The organism is Algoriphagus boseongensis (assembly GCF_004362805.1).
GTDB classification, from domain to species: Bacteria; Bacteroidota; Bacteroidia; order Cytophagales; family Cyclobacteriaceae; genus Algoriphagus; species Algoriphagus boseongensis.
This window is the reverse complement of record NZ_SNYF01000008.1, coordinates 258,917-280,201: the sequence shown is the minus strand read 5'-3', so window position 1 is coordinate 280,201 and position 21,285 is coordinate 258,917. Positions and strand designations below refer to the sequence as shown.

The window sequence follows — 21,285 nt, the reverse complement described above, 5'->3', positions numbered from 1 at the left end:
TCAGCGAAAACAGCAATAGCGCAAAATAGATTCCAGCCTTTAAAAATCTTGAATCAATCGATAAATCTTATTTTCCTGAACATAGGAATTTCTTGAGATCGGAAAGGCAAGGTAAAACCCATCAGATGTCTGCCATGGCAAAAAGTCTGAGAATGGACTTTCAAACACTTGTTGCATCCTATAAATTTCCTTTGTCTCATATGATATCCTGCTTATTGGATTTCCATTATAAAAACTTAAGAAGAAATTCTTATAAAGGTATAGTTGGTTGACCCCATTTTGTGAATAATCCAGCTGGGTAAAAACACCAACCTGACCACCTGGGACATATCGCAAAATCTGATTGGGCTCACTTGAGGAAAGAAAATAAAGCGCCCCATTTTTCTCGATGTAATTACTTCCTGATTTTAGCAAGTTGGGAACTTGAATTGCAGAAAGCGACCATTGGTCTGTAATTGGATCATACACACGAAAATTCAAATAGTTCCATAAAACGACATACAGCTTACCTTGATAAAAAAATGAATTACTGACAGAGGTGAAATCAAATGGAAAATCTGCCAATTTCTTCCATTGTTTCGTTTGAATGTCCAACCTGAAAAAGTCGCGGTATGACTCCGTAGATCCAGGTATATAATTGAATCCCAAACCATAGTACAGAAACTTGTCTCCATCTGACTGAGTCAAATTCGAGGTTCTAAGAAAATTGGATGTTGGAGGTAAGGGAAGATTTTCTGGGTTCGAAGATCCCAAGGATAATAGTTTAATACTTCCTTGGTCTGAATCCCCTCTTCCAATCAAAAGTAGCTGATTTCTGATTGGGATATTTCTGGTTTCATTCCATTTAGGGCCCTGAATACCATTCCTATAAACTTCCCAGCTAGGAAGGACTTTTATTTTAAGCTCTGGATATTCCTGTGGAAAAAAGGTGCCAGACAAACTTGGAAAATACTCTCCTGCAGGTATTTGAGGAATAGAAAATTCTGCAGTGTTAGGATTGATATTTCCTAGATAACTCACAGAATAGCCATTGAACTGGTCCGTGTTCAGTCTAAAATCATAAAATCTTAAATCGATTGGGTAACTGAACTGGACTTGAATTTTATCACCTACATAAAATTCCCGCGGATTAATCAAGGTGATCTTGGGAACAATTGAGGTAATCTCACTTGGAAATTGAACTACCTTGCCTCCTGAAGTTAGCTTCAAAAGTAGTTTTTGGTTTTCTATCGGTCTTGCTGATGATTTTACTTCGATCCGAAACTTGATTCTATCCCTAAATACACTATCTAAATAGATGCGATATTCTTCGGAGTTAATGACCTCAATTGAATTATTTTCTAGTCTAGAATTGAAATAATCACCTTTTACTTCGATGGTGGAATTCAGGTAAAATTCTTTAGGCGTCACCTCAGTGATTTTGGGAGTTTGGACTCCCTGACTTAGAAATACTAAATTTTCACCATAAACAATTCTCCCCCCCGAACTTACAAAAGGCCTGACCACGTACTCTTCTTTATCAATCAAATCGTAAGCTATTCGGATTGAAATTACATTCTCGGATGGCGCCTTAGATTCGATGATTTTTTCAAATTCTCCAGAACTTCCATTGGTAAGTTTCCTTGCCTCGATAAATTCTAGTCCATAAGCATCAATGGAACTATTCCCGCTTTTTAAAATTTCAAAGTTGACCGTTACTCCGGTCTCATTCAAATCCGAAATCCCAACGCTTTCGACAAATGGATAGTCACGCTGGGTAATGAATTCTTCTTGCTCACAGGCAAAAAATGCCCATAGTAATCCTAGTGAAACTAGTTTTCTCATATAACTTAAAATTTATATCCCAGGTAAAAAATCAGGCTATTTATGGATTGCTGATTCAAGCCTTTGGTATCCAACTGTCTTAGCCCAAAGGAAAATCCCTGGTTTTTTCGAATGTATTTTTCAACTCCAATTCCCCAGGTAATTCCTGAAAAAGAGTCTTCAAGGGAAAATGGAGCTATCGAAGTTTCTACCTCATTCCTTTCAAACTTTGCCTGATAAATTCCCATGGAATTGTATTTCTGCATGGAGTAACCATACCCAACCTCTCCAAATAGCCTCCATCGATTAGGGTCCAAATCCAGGTAATATCTTGCAGTGACTGGAATCTGAATCTGATTAAAATCGGCGAAAATATCAGATTCATAGCGAATGGAATTTTGCTCATACATGAAATAGTCCTGCGAATCAAACTTGCTAAGAATGGCTCCAACGTTGAAAGAAAGATTCCTTAGAAAGGTCACAAACACCTCTGCATTGAGACCAAATGAAGGGGACGCACTTTGAATCTTTCCCTCCTTATTGGTATTTGGAATGACAAAGCCTACCGTTTGACTGCTATATCCTACCCAGGGAGTAATTCCAAACAGGTTAGTAAAAGTCCTGGGTTTTTGGATAGTTTTCGCTGTTTTTGCCAAATAGATTAAAGAAAGTTCTTTAGGTCTAGTCAGAGAGATTAAGGGGTCCAAATCAAGATTTCCATAAGCATCCAGCAATTGGGGCCTGAATTCAGCTTCCAACTGATGTATACCCGATGGAGTTTCTACAAAAAAATAATTGATTTTCCCATTCCATTTCCAAAGTGAAACCTTATCGGTAGAATGGGGCAGCTTTTCCAAAAATGCCAATTTATCTTCCCCATTGAGTTGAAAGCTTTTTCTAAAGAATAGTCTGTCTGAAACCCGAAATTCATTGATTTCCTTAATCGTGTATTTTTTGAATTCTTCTTTTTTTGATCTTGAAAAAAACAAGACTGTATTCTCCTCAGAAGGAATATCATCAATCTTCCCTTGGCTATAAATGGTATCTGCTAAAACGATATAGTCTCTTTTTCCCTGAGTCTGAGCTAAGGCTGAGCCCACTAAAAACCATAAGAAACTGAAAAACAAATACTTTCTTGGAATTAAAAAAATCCAAATCTTTTGTGACATAAATTAAAGTTTAATGATCTTGAAACTAGGTTTTAAATTGAATCAAAAAATTCAGAGAAAACAAAAAATTTCAGGCTCTCGATCTAAAATTTTTTAAAAAATCTTCAAGGCCATCTCTTAAATAATTCTACTTTTAGTTGATGGACCAAGCCATTTTAATCGACCTAGTCACGAAGACCATGCCGTTTGGAAAATATAAAGGAAGGTTGCTTTGTGACCTTCCTGAAGAATATCTAGTCTGGATGCATGGTAAAGGATTCCCTGAAGGAAAACTCGGGATGTGGCTTCATACCCTTTATGAAATCCGCTTAAATGGCCTGGAAAGCATTCTATTTGAACTACGAAGGAGGTATGGAAAATTCTGATTTTCTCTATTACTCAACTTTTTGGAGCTCATATCTGGGACTCACCCCATTTTCATTTATCGCTTCAATGGAGAAATAATAGGTTTTGGTGCGATCTAGCGTCTTGAGCCAATATTCATTATTGCCCAAGACCATAATGGAGGTATAAAGTTTATCAGGTTCCGTACCGTAATAAATATTATAAGCATAAGCATCAGTCATGGGAGACCATTTCAAATAGGCACTACGCTTATCTTTTTCAGTCCTAAAAACCATAAACTGTTTCACTTTTTCAGGCTTTTCTCCTCCTCCATTTCCAAAGACCCTAAATCCACTGATGGCAAACTTTCCAGTCGGCATGTGGATATTTTCCAATTTGAGGTATCGGGTTTGAACAGGTTTTTCCAGCTCTATATAGTCATGCGGAACGTCGGTTTTATTTTGGCTTTTGTCCACTAAAACTTCCCATTTTTTCCCGTCTAGGGAATGGTAAATGAGATACTGGTGGAATTGATCTGTTCTTTTTCCCAGGCGATCTTGGTCTACATCCTGATCGGCATAATTGATCTGGATTGCATTTACCGTACTAATCTTTCCCAAATCAGACTGAATCCATTCTCCTTTGTTTCCGGTCACGGCACTCCAGTAGGTTTTGATGTCCTCGTCATTAGCATAATTGGCGGAATACCCTCCCAAGGTCGAAGAAACGGCCAGGGGCTTATTGTAATTCAGGAGCATCCAACCTGTAAACTCACCTGCCTTCGGGGAATTAGGAAGATAATGGGGATAGTCTCCAAAAGCAGTACTACTCCACATCACATCATCCTTATCAAATCCAGCAGGCCAAATCCCCAATCGGCGTTCAAAGTTATTTTTCACCGAAATCATAATCGTACTCACATGCCAGTATCGGCCCTGATTATCCTGAAAAGTAGCTCCATGACCAGCTCCGCGGGCAAATCCTCCCAATTTCATGCTTAAGGGATCAGACTGAGGAACAAAAGGTCCGAGAGGAGAAGTACCAACAACTACCCCATCGGAATATCCACTGAATTCCGTCCCAGGAGCACCGTATTGTAGGTAATACTTTCCATTGTGCTTGGTCATATGAGCCCCTTCCATGAAAGGATCCAAAAAAGTGTTGTCCATATGCTCTCCAAATCGCTGCCAGCCGTATTTATCCGGTTCTAGCAAATACATTTCTTTTCTTGTCCCGATAGGATTAAGTGTTTTTCGATCTAACTCAATCCCATACAATGGATACCGATTGGAGCTTCCATTGTACATGTATAAGCGACCATCCTCATCTGTGAAAAAGTCCGGATCCCAGCCTCCTATCTCAAATTTCTCAACCAATGGTTTCCAATCATTTGCCTTCGGATCTGTACTCATCCAAATAGTAAAGTCTTTTTCATAGGTAGAGCCTATCACAATCACAGTGTCACCTAAAACCCCCACAGCCGGGGCACAGAGTTCATCATAAACCTTATTCCATGGACGCAAGAATAGTCTGGAATGAAAAGTCCACTTACTCATGTCCTCACTGGTCCAATACCCCCACTGGTTAGTAGAAAACAGAATAAATGTTCCCTTGTAATTAACAATTACAGGATCTGCCGTGGCTCGATGTCTTCCCCATTCCGAAAAATTGGGAATTGGTGTATAGCCATAATCCAGATTGATGGGGTTGCAATAGGTTTGGTTTTGGGAAAAGGCTGGAGCCGTTCCAAGAAAAAGGAGGAAAAGAAGCAGGTATTTAGGATTCATGAGAGTGGGTTTTTATTTCAGAAAAACAGTCTTTCCGGATGCAGAGCTTTCCTTTGCCGCTTCAAGAATTTCCATTACGATCAGGTTATTTTCCAAAGAATAGGGATCAAAAGGTGAGAGTTCAATTTCCCCTCGAACCACTGCTATCAGGACTGAAAAAGGATCATCAAAGGGTGCCGCGCGAGGAGGCAATTCCATTTTTTCATCCTGAAAACCGCTATACCCTTCTGAAATTCTCAGGCGCAATTTACTCCCTCCATCTGCCAAAATCTCCCCATCAAAACCATAGATTTCCATGTCCTTTCTCCCTATCGGCCAATTCCAGGAAGCTTCTATGATGGTTTGAGATTTTGGATAGGTTAAAATGATGGTTGCTTCGTCGTCTACTTTGGGGTTGTCCTTAGGGTTGAGTTGCTGGGTGATTGCGGTTACAGAAAGGGGTCTTTCTCCATTCATCAGCCAGGTACTCAAATTGGCTCCATAGCATCCAAAATCCATCAAAGCCCCTGCTCCATTCAGTTCCGGATCAGTCAGCCATTCCAAAAACTCCTCCCCGACACCAATCCTTTTTGGACCCTTATGTCCATCTCTGACTACAATCTTTCTTACTTCTCCGATTTTCCCAGCTTGAAGCAATTCATTGGCTTTTTCATTGGAAGCATACCAGGAAGTCTCATAATTGGTAATCAAGTGAATGCCATTTCTCTTAGCCAAATCAACCATCTCTTTGGCGTGCTCCAAAGAAACTGCCAGAGGTTTTTCCACCATGACGTGAATACCTCGGGGAGCACAAATCTGGACGATTTCCAAATGCTGAAAGGTATTTCCAAATCCAGTAACGGCCTCAGGCTGGGTTTTTTCGACCATTTCCTCAATCGAATCGTAAACCAAGTCCATGGAAAACCCATATTGTTTGGCATAGCGCTCAGCCAATTCCCGGTTAGGTTCTGCTATTCCTACTATTTCAAGATCAACTCGCTTATTTGCATTCAGTACCCAACCCACATGTCCATGATGTAGCCCAGCGACTCCGATTCGAAGTGGCCTTTCCTGGGCAGAGGCAAGGGAACTTAAAAACAAAAGAAAAATGAATTGAAAGAGGAGGTTTTTCATTCTGGAAGTTAAACGAGAAAGATCAATTTTTCCAGCTGGATTGTAAATCCATCACCTGAATACAAATTCCTGATTTTTAGAATAAGCTGAAATTCTTCATATATTTGTCACACTAACTATTTGTATGACACAAGAACTATTTGCCAAATATTCATTCCTTCTGGACCGTACGGCTAGAAAAGTGAAGCAATATGCGCAGCAACAGTTCAAATCCGGAGAATTTGATGTGACGGTGGATCAATGGTTGGTACTAAAAAATCTCTCTGAAAACGAGCTCCTCAGTCAAACTGAACTCGCAAATCTGGTATTCAAGGATCATCCGACTCTGACCCGAATCATTGATTTGCTTTGCAAAAAAGGATACGTCGAGCGAATCACACATCCACAGGACAGAAGAAGTTTCCAGCTTCATCTTACCGAGTCCGGAGTGGCAAAGGTTACCGCCTTAAAACCCAAAGTATTGGAGATTCGCGAAAAGGCTTGGGAAAATCTAAACGAAACCGATTTCGAAGAATTCAAGAGGATTTTAAATACCATCTACCAAAATTTGGATGGTCAAACCATTGAGGAATAAAACTAGTTAGCATACTAATTAATTTAACTACAGTATCAAACCTATACGGGTTATCCCAAAAGAAGCAATGAATACAAACACGATCCATACTGATCTTTGCATCATCGGAGCAGGACCAGTAGGCCTTTTTGCGGTATTTGAAGCAGGCCTTTTGAAAATGCGCTGTCACTTGATTGATGCTTTGCCTCAGGTCGGTGGACAACTTTCGGAAATCTATCCTCAAAAGCCCATCTACGACATCCCTGGTTATCCGGAGATTAAAGCGCAGGATTTGGTGGATAACCTAATGGAACAAATCAAGCCTTTCCAGCCGACTTTCACTTTGGGCGAACGCGTAGATCACTTGGACAAGCAGCCCGACGGAAGCTATGTCATAACTACGAGCGACAAGACTCATGTACATGCAAAGGTCATCATCATTGCAGGTGGTTTGGGATGTTTTGAACCTAGAAAGCCCGTTTTGGAAAATCTGGAAGCTTATGAAGGAAAAGGAATTTCCTACATGGTGAAAAACCCGGAGACTTTCCGAGATAAAAATGTCGTGATCGCAGGTGGTGGTGATTCTGCTTTGGACTGGACTATTTTCCTAGCCAAAGTTGCCAAAAAAGTAACCTTGGTACACCGAAATGAAACCTTCAGAGGTGCTCCTGATTCAGCTTCCAAAGTATTCGACCTAGCTAATGTGGGGAAAATTGACTTGATCCTTTCTGCCAATCTAAAAGAGGTAAACGGAAATGGAAAATTGGAAAAAGTAGTGCTTGAGGACAAATACAAGCAAGACTTGGAGATTGAAGCGGATTATTTGATTCCATTGTTTGGCCTTAGCCCGAAACTTGGTCCAATTGCAGATTGGGGATTGACCATCGATAAAAATGCAATCGAGGTAGATACCAGAGATTATTCCACTGGGGTAGAGCGAATCTATGCCATCGGCGATATCAATACCTATCCAGGCAAATTGAAATTAATCCTGTGCGGATTCCACGAGGCTGCCATCATGATGCACTCTGCTTTCAAGTATGTATATCCTGATCAAAAACTCAGTTTCAAATACACGACCGTTAACGGAGTCAACGCATTCTAAGCCTATCTTTGCACTATGATCAAATTTACCGTAGAAGACCAAGACGGTTCCCGTCAAGAAATAGAAGCTCCAGCTGACATGGGCTTGAGCCTTATGGAGGTTTTGAAAGCGTCTGAATATCCAATTTTGGCGACCTGTGGGGGTATGGCACTTTGCGCCACCTGCCATGTGGAGATTTTAGAAGGGAAAGATGGACTGGGAGATGCGACTGATGTAGAACTCGATCAATTGGAAAACCTTCCCGAATACTTCCCAACTTCCAGATTGGCTTGCCAAATCCGAATTGGAGACATTTTAGAAGGGGCAGTAGTCAAACTTAGAGGAGAAGATGTAGTCTGATTCTACACCCAAGATAAATATGGAAACCACTCAGAAACGGGTGGTTTTTCTTATTTTTAAGCATGAAGCATTTCCTATCCTTTCTTTTTTTAAGCATTTCCTTCTTGTCTTTTGGGCAAACCACAGCAGATAAAAAAGGAGAAGCTGTCAAAATCCATCACTTAATCGCACACTACTCTGAGGCCAGAGAAAAGCAGGATACGGTTTTACTCAAGAGCATTTTGACCGAGGATGTGGATCAGCTAGTTTCTTCTGGTGAATGGAGAACAGGAATCTCTGCTGCAATTCAGGGCATGCTTCGAAGCTCCACTGAGAGTCCCGGAACAAGGACTTTGGAAGTGGAAAAAATCAAATTCCTATCCGACGAAATTGCCCTTATCGACTGCCGATACACCATCAAAAGCCCTGATGGAACCACCAGAAATATGTGGAGCAGCTTTACGGTGGTTTTCCGAAAAAGAGAATGGAAAATCTCAGCCATCCGAAACATGAACCCAACTACTCCAAATTAATTACCCACCCCATATCTGATGAAAAACCTATTCACATTATTCTTCGCCAGCCTGATTTTATTCTCCTGCCAAAAAACCACCCCACCGCCTTCGGTGATTTTGATCAATGGGAAAATATGGACCGGAGAGGGAACCGATTCATTTGTCGAAGCCATTGCTATTTCAGGTGATACGATTTTCCAAATCGGGGATTCTGAGCTTATTTCTTCTTTGGCTGGACCAGAAACAGAAATTATTGATCTCCAAGGAAAATTGGTGACCGCAGGATTTAACGATGCGCACATCCACTTCTTAGGTGGGTCAATGGGACTGACCCAAGTGGAACTTTCTTCGGCCAAGACTTTTACCGAAATGGAAAAAATGACAATGGATTTCATCCAAGCCAATCCGGAAAAAGAATGGATCACAGGAAGAGGTTGGCAATACACTTTTTTCGAATCCGGCCTCCCCGATCACGAAACCATGAAATTTTTAAACTCAGAAAAACCAGTATTTATCAAAGCCTACGATGGGCATAGTGCTTATGCTAATCCCAAAGCCTTGGAATTGGCGGGAATCACCAAAGACACTGAATTTTCGGGTTTTGGGGAACTGGTCAAAGACAGAAACGGAAATCCCACCGGGGCATTGAAAGAAGATGCCATGGGTTTGGTGGGTAATTTGGTACCTGAGGCCAGCTTCGAAGACAAGCTGAATTCCCTTCGAAAAGGCTTGGCTTATGCCGCTTCTTTAGGAATCACCAGCGCCCAAAACGCCAGCGGCTCTGAAGAGGATCTGAGACTTTTTCAGACCCTTTACCAAAATGGAGAACTAACGCTCCGCTATTCAGCGGCTTTTTCAGTCAATAAAAACAGTACCCCTGAGCAACTGGATCGATTCACCTTTTTGAAAGATAGTGTGGGCACATCCAATCCTTGGCTGAGAGCCGATGCGATCAAATTTATGATTGATGGGGTAATCGAAGGACATACCGGAGCGATGCTTGAGCCCTATTCGGATATTCCATCCACTGACCCTTTGGCCCTTGGCCAATTGAATTATCCTTTGGATCGGTATCAGGAACTGGTGAAAATACTGGATGCAAAAGGATTCCGACTTTATACCCATGCGATAGGAGACCGAGGGGTTCGGGAGGTCCTAAATGCCTACGAAAAAGCCTTATCAGAAAATCAATCCAAAGGAAAAAGGCATAGAGTTGAGCATATCGAAACGATTCATCCCGATGATATTCCAAGGTTTGCTCAGTTGGGAGTGCTGCCAAGCATGGAACCTATCCATGCCGAGCCCGGAACTACCGTAGTCTGGTCTAATGCCGTTGGGGAGGAAAGATTGCCCTATTCCTTTGCCTGGAGATCCTTGTTGGATCAAAAGGCAGAGTTGGTTTTTAGCTCTGACTGGCCGGCATGCATCAGTCTCAATCCAATCCGGGGAATTCACATTGCCGTCAATCGCCGAAATCCTGAAGGATATCCTGATGGAGGATGGATTCCTCAGGAGAAAATCAGCATTTTCGAGGCTATGAAAGCCTACACTTATATGGGAGCTTATTCCTCATTTGAAGAAAATAAGAAAGGGCTTTTGAAGCCGGGTTATCTGGCAGACTTGGTTATTTTCTCTCAGGATATATTCACAATAGATCCGATGAAAATCCACGAAGCAGAGATCTTGACAACTTGGGTGGGAGGAAAAAAAGTTTTTGAAAAGTAGTAGCGGAAAATTGCTAACCTGCGTTTTTTAGGAAAATCATCAGAAATATGAAACGAAGCATTTTTGTCATGTTGAGTTTGATCCTGGCTAGCTTTAGCTGTATCGATCAGGAACAGGAAACTTCTTTGGAATCTCTGGAGGCACTGGAAGCTGAAATCAATGCCCTCTCGGCATCAGTTCCTTGTTCAAATTCCACAGAATGGAAATTCACACCCATGGGAAGCAAAGCCTGCGGAGGTCCTACCCGCTACATTGCCTACCATGTTTCTGTCGAAAATCAATTTTTGGATTTGGTGAATGAATACACCAGCCGACAGGAAGCTTACAACAAGAAATATGACGTGATCTCAGACTGCTCAATTTTAGTGGCTCCAAAAGGAGTAACCTGTGAAGGAGGAAAACCCATCCTCGTGAATTAAAATTGAAAAAGGCCGATAAATCGGCCTTTTTTCTTGGATTGTGTTAAGCTTATTAGGTTTTTCTTCTACTTTTTATTCCCATAAAAGCGATCATGGAACAAATACCTCGCATCATGATTTGCCTTAATTTCTTTGGAAGTTGCATCAATGACCATCACTGGAGGATTTGCGTCACTGGACTGAGCAGCTGACCATGTCGGCACTCCTTCCCCATTGGGATTTCCGGTTTTCACAAAATTGGTGAAGAAATTCAGCATGGTATCAGAAGTCTTGAAATCATCCGGACCCCATTGGTAGTCTTTCACCAAATGTAAATTTCCCATAGCATACTCGATTTCGGCCGCATGAGGAGCTCCAATCAATTTGGGAGCAGGCGGAGCTGCATCTGCGCTTTGTGTTCCACCCGCCAATCCTGAAACTCGACTTTTATCCACTAAATCTGGACGAATCTTGGAATATAAGTATCTATAAACAGGCTGCTGGCTATTTTTTCTGTGCAAATCAAACCACTTCCAGGTGCTGTAAGAAATGAATCTATCCGAAGCCAAATCGGTGGCTGAATATTCGACCTGTTGAGGTGTTTCATGCTCGTGAAGTTGGAGAACTTCCTCCCAATCTTGCGGGTAAGTTTCTTTTACCTTGGCAATAAATGCCTCTTTCGTATATGGCTGACCTTGCATAAAAGCCATTCCAGGAATCTCAGCAGAATTCCAACCCAAGAGTAATGGAACCTGAGCCTGCTCACCACCTTCAAAGATTCCAGGAAGTGTTTTGGGCAAGAAATAATTATCAATCACCACCGGAAAACCAAACCTTCCGGACTCTTGGTAGATCTCAAAAATATCCTTGGATGACATTTTTCTAGCTTGTGCAATGGAAGTTACTCCTGCTTTAGTCAAGAATTCCTGTCCAATTTGTTCCGCCTCAGCCAAAGTCGTTGGAGCTAAGGTAGGATTGATTCCAGCTCCGCTTTCTCCGATCGCTCCATGAATTAAATTTTTGGATAGAGGAGAAGCCATTTGATAAGAAACTGAAATGGAACCCGCAGATTCCCCGGCAATCGTCACTTGATTTGGATTTCCTCCAAAGGCCGCGATATTGTCTTTTACCCATTGCAGGGCCAAAGCCTGATCCAGCAAACCATAATTTCCGGAAGCTTTATACTTGGTTTCCTGACTGAGTTCTGGGTGGGCTAAAAATCCAAAAACTCCCAATCGATAATTTACCGTCACGACAACTACCCCTTTTTTAGCCATAGATTCTCCATTGTATCTTGGCTCAGAAGCATCACCGGCTACGAATCCTCCACCATAGAAATAAACCAACACGGGAAGATTTTTATCATTTCTTTTTGCAGGAGTCCAGACATTCAGATGTAAACAATCCTCAGAAACCCCGTCAGACCAGGAATTCATATCTCCGAAAACCAATCCCTGAACTGGCCTTGGTCCAAACTTTTTGGTCTCCTTGATACCTGTCCAAGAATCGGCTGGAACTGGAGCCTTCCAGCGGAGTTCTCCAACAGGAGGTTTGGCAAAAGGAATCCCGAAATAGGTGGAGATTCCATTGGTGACATTATAATTTCCCTCAATCACTCCATTTTTGATGGTAGCCTGCACAGGCATGGAATTATCAGATTGTGAAAAACCTAAAGTGGACACGAAGAAGATCAGCGTCCATACTTTTAGAAACTTTCTCATAAATAGTCTTTTCTAAATTCTATTGTTTCGAATTGAGACAATAATAATTGCTTCTACGGAAATTTCCTATTTACTTAGAACTGAATTCTTCAGAATATGACCCTCCCCAGCACAGACAGATACTTTCCTCATATAGCTTACGATTCGGTTGTTTTTGGTTTTTCTAAAGGAAAACTCAAAATCCTCCTGATGGAATATCATGATACAGGTTGGTTTGCCTTACCGGGTGGTTTTGTCCGAAAAGATGAGGATTTGGAAAGTGCGGTGAAAAGAGGCCTCTTCGAGCGAACCGGTTTAAAAGATGTCTATCTCGAACAATTTCACACTTTTGGCTCCAAAGAAAGACATAACCCTAAGGTAATGAGGACCATTTTGGAGGCAAATGGACACGTGGTACCAGAGGGCTATTGGATGCTGGACAGGTTCTTTTCCATTGCTTATTATGCTTTGATTGATTTTGAAAAAGTGGTCCTGACCCCAGACTCACTCTCTGATTCTATTTCCTGGTACGAAGTCAACCAACTTCCGAAATTGATTCTGGATCACAGCAAAATCGTGCAAAAAGCTTTGGAAACGCTGAGGTCAAACTTGGAAAGAAAACTGATCGGTGGAAATCTCCTTCCGGAGCGATTTACTATGAATGAATTGCAAGCTGTATACGAAGCAATTCTTGGGGAAAAACTCAGAAGAACCAGCTTTCAGAGAAAAATGCTCAGCCTAGACATCTTGGAAAGGCATGAAAAACTATTTACCGGAAAAAGCCATAAAGCACCCTACCTCTACAGCTTCAAATCCTAATCCCATGAGAAATCCTGCTTTTCTTTTACTTGCCTTGGTGAGTTATCTTTTGATTTCCTGTCAGGCAAAACAAGAACCAACTCTTCTTTCAATAGACCAAGTTTCCGTGGAAGGAGGGCTAATTTCGGGGACTACGGATTCCTCAGGACAGGTAAAGATTTTTAAAGGTGTTCCTTTTGCCTCTCCTCCAGTTGGAGAATTAAGATGGAAGGCTCCTCAACCAGTTCAGCCTTGGGAGGGCATCAAAGCCTGCGTGGAAAATCCTCCTGCTCCCATGCAGAATCCCCCAGTTCCTTTTTTTGCCTGGTCTGAGGAATTCCTGATTCCAAAAGAGCCCATTTCAGAAGATTGCCTTTACCTCAATATTTGGACAGCTGCTGAAAAAACAGATGAAAAGCGTCCGGTGATGGTTTGGATTTATGGTGGAGGTTTTAGCTCTGGAGGAAACACAGTTCCGCTTTATGACGGGACGGACCTTGCCAAGGAAGGAATTGTAGTGGTCAATCTAAATTATCGAGTGGGAATGTTGGGCTTCTTTGCCCATCCTGAACTAAGTGCGGAAAGTCCTGACCAAACTTCAGGAAATTATGGGATACTGGATCAAATCGCGGCATTGGAATGGGTGAAGAAAAACATAGCCCAATTCGGAGGAGATCCCGATAATGTAACTATCGCCGGGCAAAGTGCCGGAGCTTTTAGCGTCAATGCTTTGGTTGTTTCTCCAAAGGCAAAAGGACTGTTCCATAAAGCGATTGCGCAAAGTGGAGGGATGTTTAACAGAGGCTCTGGATTGACAGCAGGTCTGGAAGGTGCTGAGGAAAGAGGAAAGCAACTAACGGATATGCTTAAGCTAAGTCTCGCAGATCTTAGAAAAATTCCAGCTGACAGTTTGCTGAAATTCCCGGGAAGATTTGGCATAGTCGTCGATGGCAAGGTGGTCCAAGGGGCAAGACAAAGTTTTGAAAACGGTACTTTTTCAGATGTCCCCTTATTGACAGGATGGAATGCAGATGATCGGGTTTCTGCTCCACAGCCCATGACAGTAGAAGAGTTCAAGACCAATGCAAAAAAGCAATATGGCGGTCGAGCTGGGGAATATTTGGAACTTTTTCCTGCGGAAAGTCCAGAACAATTGGCTGAAACCCAAGCCATGATGTCTACCCTTTTCTTTGGCCTTCAAAATTACACTTGGGCCAAAATGCAAAGCGAAAAAGGCCAAAAGGACGCTTTCATGTATTTCTTCACCCGAATTCCTCCAGGTGAACCCAATTATGGAGCCTTCCATTCTGCCGAATTCAGCTATGCTCTTCACACCTTGAGAAATTGGAAAAGACCTTTTGAGCAGACAGATTATGAGTTGGAAAAAACCATGTCCAGCTATTGGGTCAATTTTGTGAAAACTGGAAATCCAAATGGAGCCGGACTTCCGGAATGGCCAATTTTCGATCCTGAAAACCCATTGGTAATGGATTTGGGGACTGAGGTAAAAACTAGAGCTCTCCCTTATTGGGCTCAAATGAAGTTTATGGAAAGCCTAAATCCCTAATCCATGCTGGCATTTTTGGGTTTATTGACGATTGTTCTTCTCCTTTTTTTGGTAATTACAAAGAAGGCATCCCCAGTTATTGCCCTGACCTTAATCCCCATTTTTACAGGAATTCTGGCCGGAAAAACCACTGAACTACCCGGGATGATTGGTGAGGGTTTGCAGGCCATTGCTCCTACGGGAGTCATGTTTGTATTTGCCATCCTCTTTTTCGGAATCCTTTTGGATGCTGGGACATTTCAACCGATAATTTCCAGACTTCTAAAAATTGCCGGAAATGACCCGGTGAAAATTGCATTGGCTACAGCTGTTTTAGCCATGTTAGTTCATTTAGATGGATCCGGGGCAGTGACATTTCTGGTTGTGATTCCCGCCTTGGCTCCAATTTATGACCAAATGGGAATGAAAAGAATTACCCTCGCTTGTATCGTAGCCCTTTCAGCAGGTACGATGAATATTTTGCCTTGGGGAGGTCCTACTATCCGGGCAGCTTCCGCTTTGAATGTTCCCGTGACTGAGCTTTTCAACCCGATTTTAATTCCATTTGTCTTTGGATTAGGGACTGTTTTAGGAATTGCCTTTTGGTTGGGAAAAAAGGAAAAAGCCTTGTTAAGTACGGCACCCTTAGACCTAGATCTTCCCAAAGAATCAGGTGAATTACCTAGATTATTTTGGCTGAATATAATCCTCATTCTGGCTGCCATTTCTTTTATTATTCTAGGTTGGGCACCTCCCTTCGTGGTGTTTATGGTGGCTTTTGCTATCGCATTAGTAGTCAATTTCCCCAAAGTAGAAGAGCAAAAAAAACGAATTGACGCCCATGCAAAGGAAGCCATGTTGATGGCCAGTATACTTTTTGCCGCAGGCTGTTTTACTGGAATTTTAAAGGGAAGCGGGATGATGGAAGCTATGGCGGGAACCGTTCAGACTTTCTTGCCCGAGCAATTGGGTCGGCAACTTCCGCTTATAACCGGATTGGTAGCCATGCCTGCAAGCTTATTGTTTGATCCAGACTCATTTTATTTCGGAATACTGCCTTTGCTTTCCTCCACTGCAGAAGCTTTCGGAGCAAGTGGGTTGGAGGTAGGTCAGGCCGCAATTATGGGACAAATGACCACTGGTTTTCCGATCAGCCCTTTGACAGGATCCACTTTTTTATTGGTGGGTTTGGCTGGAGTGGAATTGGGAGATCATCAGAAAAAGACCATTCCTTTGGCTTTTTTGGTGACTTTGGTAATTCTTTTGGTTTCAGTGGTGATGGGAATAATTTCGGTTTAGGATGAAAGAAAAAATAAGAATCGGCTGCGGAGCAGGATTTTCGGGAGACCGATTGGAACCTGCTTTGATCCTCACTGAAAAGGGCAATTTGGACTATCTGGTTTTGGAGTGTCTAGCTGAAAGAACCATTGCTTTAGCCCAAAAAAGAAAACAACAGGACCCGAGTCAGGGATACGATGTTTTGTTGGAAAGGAGGATGGAAGGACTTCTCCCACTTTTAATTCAGCACAAAACCCGATTAATTACCAATATGGGTGCGGCCAACCCAATTGCTGGAGGAAAAAAAATCATTGAAATCGCACAAAAAAAAGGGATTAAAATCAAGGTAGCGGTGGTTTTGGGTGACGATGTTTTTTCTCAACTCAGTGGAGAAGAATTGACCATGGAAGGGAATCTTCCACTCAAGTCTTATGGAAAACTTGTTTCAGCAAATGCCTACTTGGGTGCGGATGCGATTTTACCTGCATTAGACACGGACGCGCAGATAATTATTACCGGAAGAGTGGCGGACCCCTCACTTTTTTTGGCTCCGATGATCAAAGAATTCGGTTGGGATATAAATGATGCCAATTTACTAGGTCAAGGAACAGTAATCGGCCATCTTTTAGAATGCGCAGGACAGATCACCGGAGGATATTTCGCAGATCCAGTAACTAAACCCATACCTAATATGGATCGATTAGGACATCCTTTCGTGGATGTTTTCAAAGACGGAAAAGCGAAAATTTCAAAAGTCTCAGGTACAGGAGGGATGGTCTCTGTTCAAACTGCTAAAGAGCAATTGCTCTACGAAGTTTTGGATCCAGAAAATTACTTCACTCCGGATGTGGTGGCAGATTTCTCAAAAGTGAAAATCAAAGAAATCGCAAAAGATGAAATTGAGGTTCTTGGTGGAAAAGGAAAACCCAGACCTCAAACTCTTAAAGTAAGCGTGGGATATCAGGCAGGTTGGATGGGTGAAGGAGAAATTTCCTATGCTGGGGCCCATGCTTTGGAAAGGGCCAAGCTTGCTGGGGATATAATCCGAAAACGAATTAGTCATCTTTACCATGAGTTTCGAGTAGATTACATTGGAATGAGTTCCTTGCATGGGGAGCTTCTTTCTCAAAACTCCAATCCCTATGAAATAAGACTTCGGATAGCCGGAAAAACTCAGGAAAAGTTTTTAGCCCAGCTCGTGGGAGAGGAAGTGGAAGCCCTTTATACCAATGGTCCTGCAGGTGGAGGAGGAGCCAGAAAAAATGTAACCGAACTCTTGGGAGTGGTTTCTATTCTAAAGGACAGATCAAGCATTGCTTCCCAGGTTGAACTTTTGGAATCATGAAAAGAAAATTAGCAGAAATAGCTCATAGCCGTGCTGGGGATAAAGGAAACACCTTGGTACTTTCTCTTTTCCCTTTTGATAAAAAAGACTTTGACACCCTGGTTGACCAAGTGACTGCAGAAAAAGTCAAAATCCATTTTTCTGAGCAAATCAAAGGAGAAATTACCCGTCATATTTTGCCCGAACTTCAGGGTTTACTTTTTACTTGTGAAAATGCGCTTTCAACAGGAGTCACTACCTCTTTGGCTCTCGATTCACATGGAAAAAGCTTAAGTTTTGCACTCCTGGAATTGGAGGTAGAAACCAATAACTAACAGGAGATTAAAAGCAAAAAAATACGCTAAATGACGTAGCAAAAATCGAAATAAAAGGAGATAAATTTGGAGAATTTAAACCTCCCAACCTATGAGAAAAGCTCTCCTTTTCACTCTTTTATTTTTCCCGATTTTAGCCTTTTGCCAGGTGACAGATCACGAGGGAAGAACCTACAAAACAGTCACTATAGGCAATCAAACCTGGATGGCTGAAAACCTAAACGTATCCACATTTCGAAATGGTGATTTAATTTATTTAGCGGAGGATTCAGATACCTGGTGGCTTTCAGGAGAAGCAGGTGAGCCTTGTATTGCAGACATCGAATTTGATGTGATCAACAGCCTTGATTTTGGAAAGCTTTACAACTTTTTTGTCATTATAGATCCACGGGGAATAATCCCAGATGGATGGAGAATTCCCACTGATGAAGATTGGAACATCCTGGCTGAAACTCTAGGAGGCCCTGAAGCTGCTACCGCCAAACTCAAAAGTGTGGATGGATGGGCTGAGGAAAATGGAACGGATGAAAGCGGCTTTACTGCATATCCTATAGGCATGATTGACACAGAAGGCTATTTTAATGATTTGGGGTTTGGAGCCTATTTCTGGAGCAGTACTTTGGAAGATGACCTAGCATTGAACAGAAATTTAACCGAAAACAAATTCCCTTTTGAAAAGGCACAAAGCAACTTCATGAACGGAATGTCCATCCGGTTGATCAAAATAAACTAGGCACCCATTCTGGATTTAAATGAAAAGAATCCTTTCCCTCCTTCTCTTTTTTCTTGCTTACTCAGTTTATGCACAGCAGGTAAGTTTTTCCATGTCTACTGATCTCGAAGGCAGAAGCAGTGATTACGGACTAAACGGGGAATACCTGGACATGGAGGAGGTCTGTGTAAATATGGAAATTGAACTAAATGGGGCTATTTCCTTCTCCACTACGATCTATTATATGGTTGAAAGATTGCTATCCAGCGGAGAAGCCTACAGTGTTCAAGATGGGATTTTCGCTGATAAGTATAAGGCAAGTGATGCCTTTAGAGCAGCCTGCCTTACCGAATCTGGATATTATCGAGTTACGCTTTATCAGCAATACGGAGATGCGGTCCGAACAAATGACTATTCCAAAATAGTCCTTACAACCAAAGAGTTTAATCTAAACATAAAAGGCAAGCCACAGGAAAAGTTTTTGACTACAGATACGGGTATGAGTTATTATGAATATGCTACGCTCTACCTCTATGAGGCAAAAGCAGATGGGGGATTAAAGTCAGATCCGGAATGGACATTCAAAATGGGGGATGGAAAAGCAGAAATTTATTTTGTGGTAAGAATGAATTCTCCGCTTCGTTTGAGCTCTTTGAAGGCCAAAATTTCGAGTTATGAACCAAAGGTATCTGCCAAAACTGGGCCGACTAGAGAAAACATTCAGCTCTATAAAGAAACCTCCTGGTCAATTCCAAGCAAAGATTGGAATGCAGCACAGGCTAGCTTTACGATTGAAGATAAGGGGAGTTACTTTATTGAGCTTTATTCCCAGGACGATCAATTTATAGAGACCATATCATTTAAGGTCAAATAAAAATCCTCTCACTATCTATTTTACCGAGACAGGTCCTACCATAACTCCTAGGGTCAATTCTAACTCAACTTCTTGGTTGAGTTTTTCTTCTATTTCAGTTTTGATCTCTAGAAAGTCTTTTTGATTAAGTTCCTCTCCAGAAAGGATGGTTAAAGAAAGCCTCAAAGGATCTGAATTCAAAACCTTCACTTCTCTGAGAAGGCCATGGGGAATTTCTTTCCCACTTAATTCTTGAATTATACGGTTTTCTCTAACCATTTCTCGAAAACTCAATACCAAGGGAGTGGTGATCAAAACCAAAACAAGCAAAGAAACCAAAATTCCTTTTTTGGCTAACTGAAATGGACTAAAACCCAAGACCAAAAAAGTCAAGGCAGCAGCCATGACGATTCCTGCCAAATTGGTACCCAAAAGAAGAGAGGCTCCCCAGAAAATATTCCATTCTCCCCACCCCAAACCTATTCCAGCCACTGCCAATGGAGGAACCAAAGCCACAGAAATAGCAACTCCGGCAAGGGTTTTGGCCACTTCTTCTTTGGAAAAAGCAAAAGCACCAGCAACACCTGATGCCACGGCAATTCCCAAATCCAATAGATTGGGACGAATTCTGGCTAATATTTCAGAATTGGTTGTTTGTAAGGGAGTAAGCCACGTAATCAAAACAGCAAAAGACAAGCCTAGAAGTACTCCCCAAAAAATTGCTATTAGACTGCTTTTGATCATTATCCCATCCTGCCTCAAAGCTCCCATGGCCAAAGCAACAATAGGCCCCATCAATGGTGCCAAAATCATAGCTCCGATAACAACCGGTCCTGAGTCTGCAAACAGTCCAAAAGTGGCAATTAACGTAGACAAGGCCATTAACACCAAGTAGGTAGAGGAAGTCTGGCTATTCTGCTTGAGTAGGATAAACAAGTCTTTAAACTCCTCAGTAGTGGCGTGCCTAAACCAAGGCAAATAGCTCTTGGTAAGTTCCTCCCGAAGTTTTCCAGTGGGCAATTTTGCCACATTTAGTTCCTTTTGCTTCTTTTCTTTTTCCTTCTCTTCAAACCCAGTGAGAACCCTGATTTTCTTTTCGGAAATCTTAAGTTGAACCAATTCAGAATCAGACTCCACGCCGTCTTTAGCAAAAATCGTTTTTTCCTGGCAGGCAACTTCCATTTTTTCCGTAGAGATGTAACTGATGAAATCAGGAATTCTACCTCCTTTGATGGGGAAAAAGAGATTTTGGAGCCCAAATCCCAAAATGGAAAAAAGACTTTTAGGTGCCAAAATCAGCACATGAAGGTACCCATCATTCAAGCCGGAATCTTTGATGAGGCGTTTGAAAATCAGATTACTTTCATTGTTTCCGACTGCCAAAATCCCCATCGCTGCCACTTCCAGAGATTTTTCATCCTCTCCAGATTGATAAGTTATCTGGTAGGTTTTTAGCGTTACTTTTCGGAAGAGCTTGATAAACTTGGAAAACCTACTTCTAAAGGCCTTGAAAAAATGCTCATCAACTGGGTCATACAGCACGCTTAGTTTTTCTCCTATGACCAAAGAATTGTAGCAGGGAGTCGCATTGACCTCTAAAAGGTCTAAGGCTTCTGGCTCGGGATTTTCCTTGAATTGGGCGAAGGCATCACTTTTTGAGGATTTCACCCCAAAGGATTTGGCCAATTGAATCAAGTCCGGGTGAGGTAGAAATACCAAGCAAGGGCTTTCCTTTTTAATCTGACTTAGGATTTTGTGGCCCTGCTCGTCCGAAACCCATAAAAGAAGGGTGTCGTTTTTGGTGAAATTGCTCAAGGAAAACTCCGGAAAGGGTAAAATTTCCTTGGGAGCTGGATCCAATTTTTCAAAAAAGGCTTTTTGGTCCTTTTCTTCCAAGCCTGGGTCATAAACTAAAGTATAGTCCACCAT

The 21,285-nt window shown here is 41.9% G+C and carries 20 protein-coding genes; 14 read left to right on the top strand and 6 right to left on the bottom strand.

Annotation, left to right across the window (positions count from 1 at the left end; all coding sequences use genetic code 11):
* Nucleotides 1–39: 39 nt before the first annotated feature.
* Entirely contained in the window at nucleotides 40–1,824 is a 1,785-nt protein-coding gene (locus DFQ04_RS15050; protein ID WP_133557336.1) for a Kelch repeat-containing protein, read from the bottom strand.
* Between the two features lie 5 nt (nucleotides 1,825–1,829).
* Nucleotides 1,830–2,972: an outer membrane beta-barrel protein gene (locus tag DFQ04_RS15045; RefSeq protein ID WP_133557334.1), complete on the bottom strand. Its 1,143-nt coding sequence runs from the start codon at nucleotides 2,970–2,972 to the stop codon at nucleotides 1,830–1,832.
* Nucleotides 2,973–3,112: 140 nt separating this feature from the next.
* On the opposite strand from DFQ04_RS15045, the gene DFQ04_RS15040 reads away from it, so the two are divergent.
* Nucleotides 3,113–3,337, top strand: coding sequence for a DUF3820 family protein (locus tag DFQ04_RS15040; protein ID WP_133557332.1), 225 nt, complete (start codon nucleotides 3,113–3,115; stop codon nucleotides 3,335–3,337).
* Nucleotides 3,338–3,346: 9 nt separating this feature from the next.
* Here the strand turns inward: DFQ04_RS15040 and DFQ04_RS15035 are convergent, their stop codons facing one another.
* Both DFQ04_RS15035 and DFQ04_RS15030 read right to left on the bottom strand, forming a co-directional pair.
* On the bottom strand, nucleotides 3,347–5,083 hold the full coding sequence (locus tag DFQ04_RS15035) for a family 43 glycosylhydrolase (RefSeq protein WP_133557330.1): 1,737 nt from the start codon (nucleotides 5,081–5,083) through the stop codon (nucleotides 3,347–3,349).
* A gap of 12 nt (nucleotides 5,084–5,095) precedes the next feature.
* Nucleotides 5,096–6,196 carry a Gfo/Idh/MocA family protein gene (locus DFQ04_RS15030; RefSeq protein ID WP_133557328.1) on the bottom strand — a complete coding sequence of 367 codons (1,101 nt, stop codon included), beginning with the start codon at nucleotides 6,194–6,196 and terminating at the stop codon, nucleotides 5,096–5,098.
* 124 nt (nucleotides 6,197–6,320) lie between these two features.
* On the opposite strand from DFQ04_RS15030, the gene DFQ04_RS15025 reads away from it, so the two are divergent.
* The 6 genes from DFQ04_RS15025 to DFQ04_RS15000 all read left to right on the top strand — a co-directional run bounded on the left by DFQ04_RS15025 (nucleotide 6,321) and on the right by DFQ04_RS15000 (nucleotide 10,831).
* Nucleotides 6,321–6,770 (top strand): MarR family winged helix-turn-helix transcriptional regulator, encoded by a 450-nt coding sequence (locus DFQ04_RS15025; RefSeq protein WP_133557326.1) that lies wholly within the window; start codon nucleotides 6,321–6,323, stop codon nucleotides 6,768–6,770.
* 67 nt (nucleotides 6,771–6,837) lie between these two features.
* Nucleotides 6,838–7,854, top strand: a complete 1,017-nt coding sequence (locus DFQ04_RS15020; RefSeq protein WP_133557324.1) for an NAD(P)/FAD-dependent oxidoreductase — start codon at nucleotides 6,838–6,840, stop codon at nucleotides 7,852–7,854.
* 15 nt (nucleotides 7,855–7,869) lie between these two features.
* Nucleotides 7,870–8,193, top strand: a complete 324-nt coding sequence (locus DFQ04_RS15015) for a 2Fe-2S iron-sulfur cluster-binding protein (RefSeq protein ID WP_133557322.1) — start codon at nucleotides 7,870–7,872, stop codon at nucleotides 8,191–8,193.
* A gap of 62 nt (nucleotides 8,194–8,255) precedes the next feature.
* Entirely contained in the window at nucleotides 8,256–8,705 is a 450-nt protein-coding gene (locus DFQ04_RS15010) for a YybH family protein (protein WP_133557320.1), read from the top strand.
* A gap of 18 nt (nucleotides 8,706–8,723) precedes the next feature.
* On the top strand, nucleotides 8,724–10,412 hold the full coding sequence (locus DFQ04_RS15005; RefSeq protein ID WP_133557318.1) for an amidohydrolase: 1,689 nt from the start codon (nucleotides 8,724–8,726) through the stop codon (nucleotides 10,410–10,412).
* Nucleotides 10,413–10,459: 47 nt separating this feature from the next.
* The gene (locus DFQ04_RS15000) at nucleotides 10,460–10,831 is read left to right on the top strand and encodes a hypothetical protein (RefSeq protein ID WP_133557316.1); all 372 of its coding nucleotides are present in this window, start codon (nucleotides 10,460–10,462) and stop codon (nucleotides 10,829–10,831) included.
* Nucleotides 10,832–10,896: 65 nt separating this feature from the next.
* Here the strand turns inward: DFQ04_RS15000 and DFQ04_RS14995 are convergent, their stop codons facing one another.
* Complete coding sequence (locus DFQ04_RS14995) at nucleotides 10,897–12,531, bottom strand: carboxylesterase/lipase family protein (protein WP_133557314.1); 1,635 nt, start codon at nucleotides 12,529–12,531, stop codon at nucleotides 10,897–10,899.
* 96 nt (nucleotides 12,532–12,627) lie between these two features.
* Here DFQ04_RS14995 and DFQ04_RS14990 point away from each other — a divergent pair, with 96 nt between their 5' ends.
* From DFQ04_RS14990 to DFQ04_RS14960, 7 genes are all read left to right on the top strand, one after another.
* Nucleotides 12,628–13,329, top strand: a complete 702-nt coding sequence (locus DFQ04_RS14990) for an NUDIX hydrolase (RefSeq protein WP_133557312.1) — start codon at nucleotides 12,628–12,630, stop codon at nucleotides 13,327–13,329.
* On the top strand, nucleotides 13,268–14,875 hold the full coding sequence (locus DFQ04_RS14985; protein WP_243739696.1) for a carboxylesterase/lipase family protein: 1,608 nt from the start codon (nucleotides 13,268–13,270) through the stop codon (nucleotides 14,873–14,875). Before DFQ04_RS14990 ends, DFQ04_RS14985 begins: the two co-directional genes overlap by 62 nt.
* Before the next feature lie 3 nt (nucleotides 14,876–14,878).
* Nucleotides 14,879–16,153 carry a CitMHS family transporter gene (locus DFQ04_RS14980; RefSeq protein WP_133557310.1) on the top strand — a complete coding sequence of 425 codons (1,275 nt, stop codon included), beginning with the start codon at nucleotides 14,879–14,881 and terminating at the stop codon, nucleotides 16,151–16,153.
* Nucleotide 16,154: 1 nt separating this feature from the next.
* Nucleotides 16,155–17,477 carry an acyclic terpene utilization AtuA family protein gene (locus tag DFQ04_RS14975; protein ID WP_133557308.1) on the top strand — a complete coding sequence of 441 codons (1,323 nt, stop codon included), beginning with the start codon at nucleotides 16,155–16,157 and terminating at the stop codon, nucleotides 17,475–17,477.
* Complete coding sequence (locus tag DFQ04_RS14970) at nucleotides 17,474–17,791, top strand: AtuA-related protein (RefSeq protein WP_133557306.1); 318 nt, start codon at nucleotides 17,474–17,476, stop codon at nucleotides 17,789–17,791. The genes DFQ04_RS14975 and DFQ04_RS14970 overlap by 4 nt, the downstream gene beginning before the upstream one ends.
* 91 nt (nucleotides 17,792–17,882) lie before the next feature.
* Entirely contained in the window at nucleotides 17,883–18,524 is a 642-nt protein-coding gene (locus DFQ04_RS14965; protein ID WP_133557304.1) for a fibrobacter succinogenes major paralogous domain-containing protein, read from the top strand.
* A 19-nt stretch (nucleotides 18,525–18,543) separates the two neighbouring features.
* Entirely contained in the window at nucleotides 18,544–19,377 is an 834-nt protein-coding gene (locus DFQ04_RS14960) for a hypothetical protein (RefSeq protein WP_133557302.1), read from the top strand.
* A 15-nt stretch (nucleotides 19,378–19,392) separates the two neighbouring features.
* On the opposite strand, the gene DFQ04_RS14955 is transcribed toward DFQ04_RS14960, so the two are convergent.
* Nucleotides 19,393–21,285 carry a DUF389 domain-containing protein gene (locus tag DFQ04_RS14955; protein ID WP_133557300.1) on the bottom strand — a complete coding sequence of 631 codons (1,893 nt, stop codon included), beginning with the start codon at nucleotides 21,283–21,285 and terminating at the stop codon, nucleotides 19,393–19,395.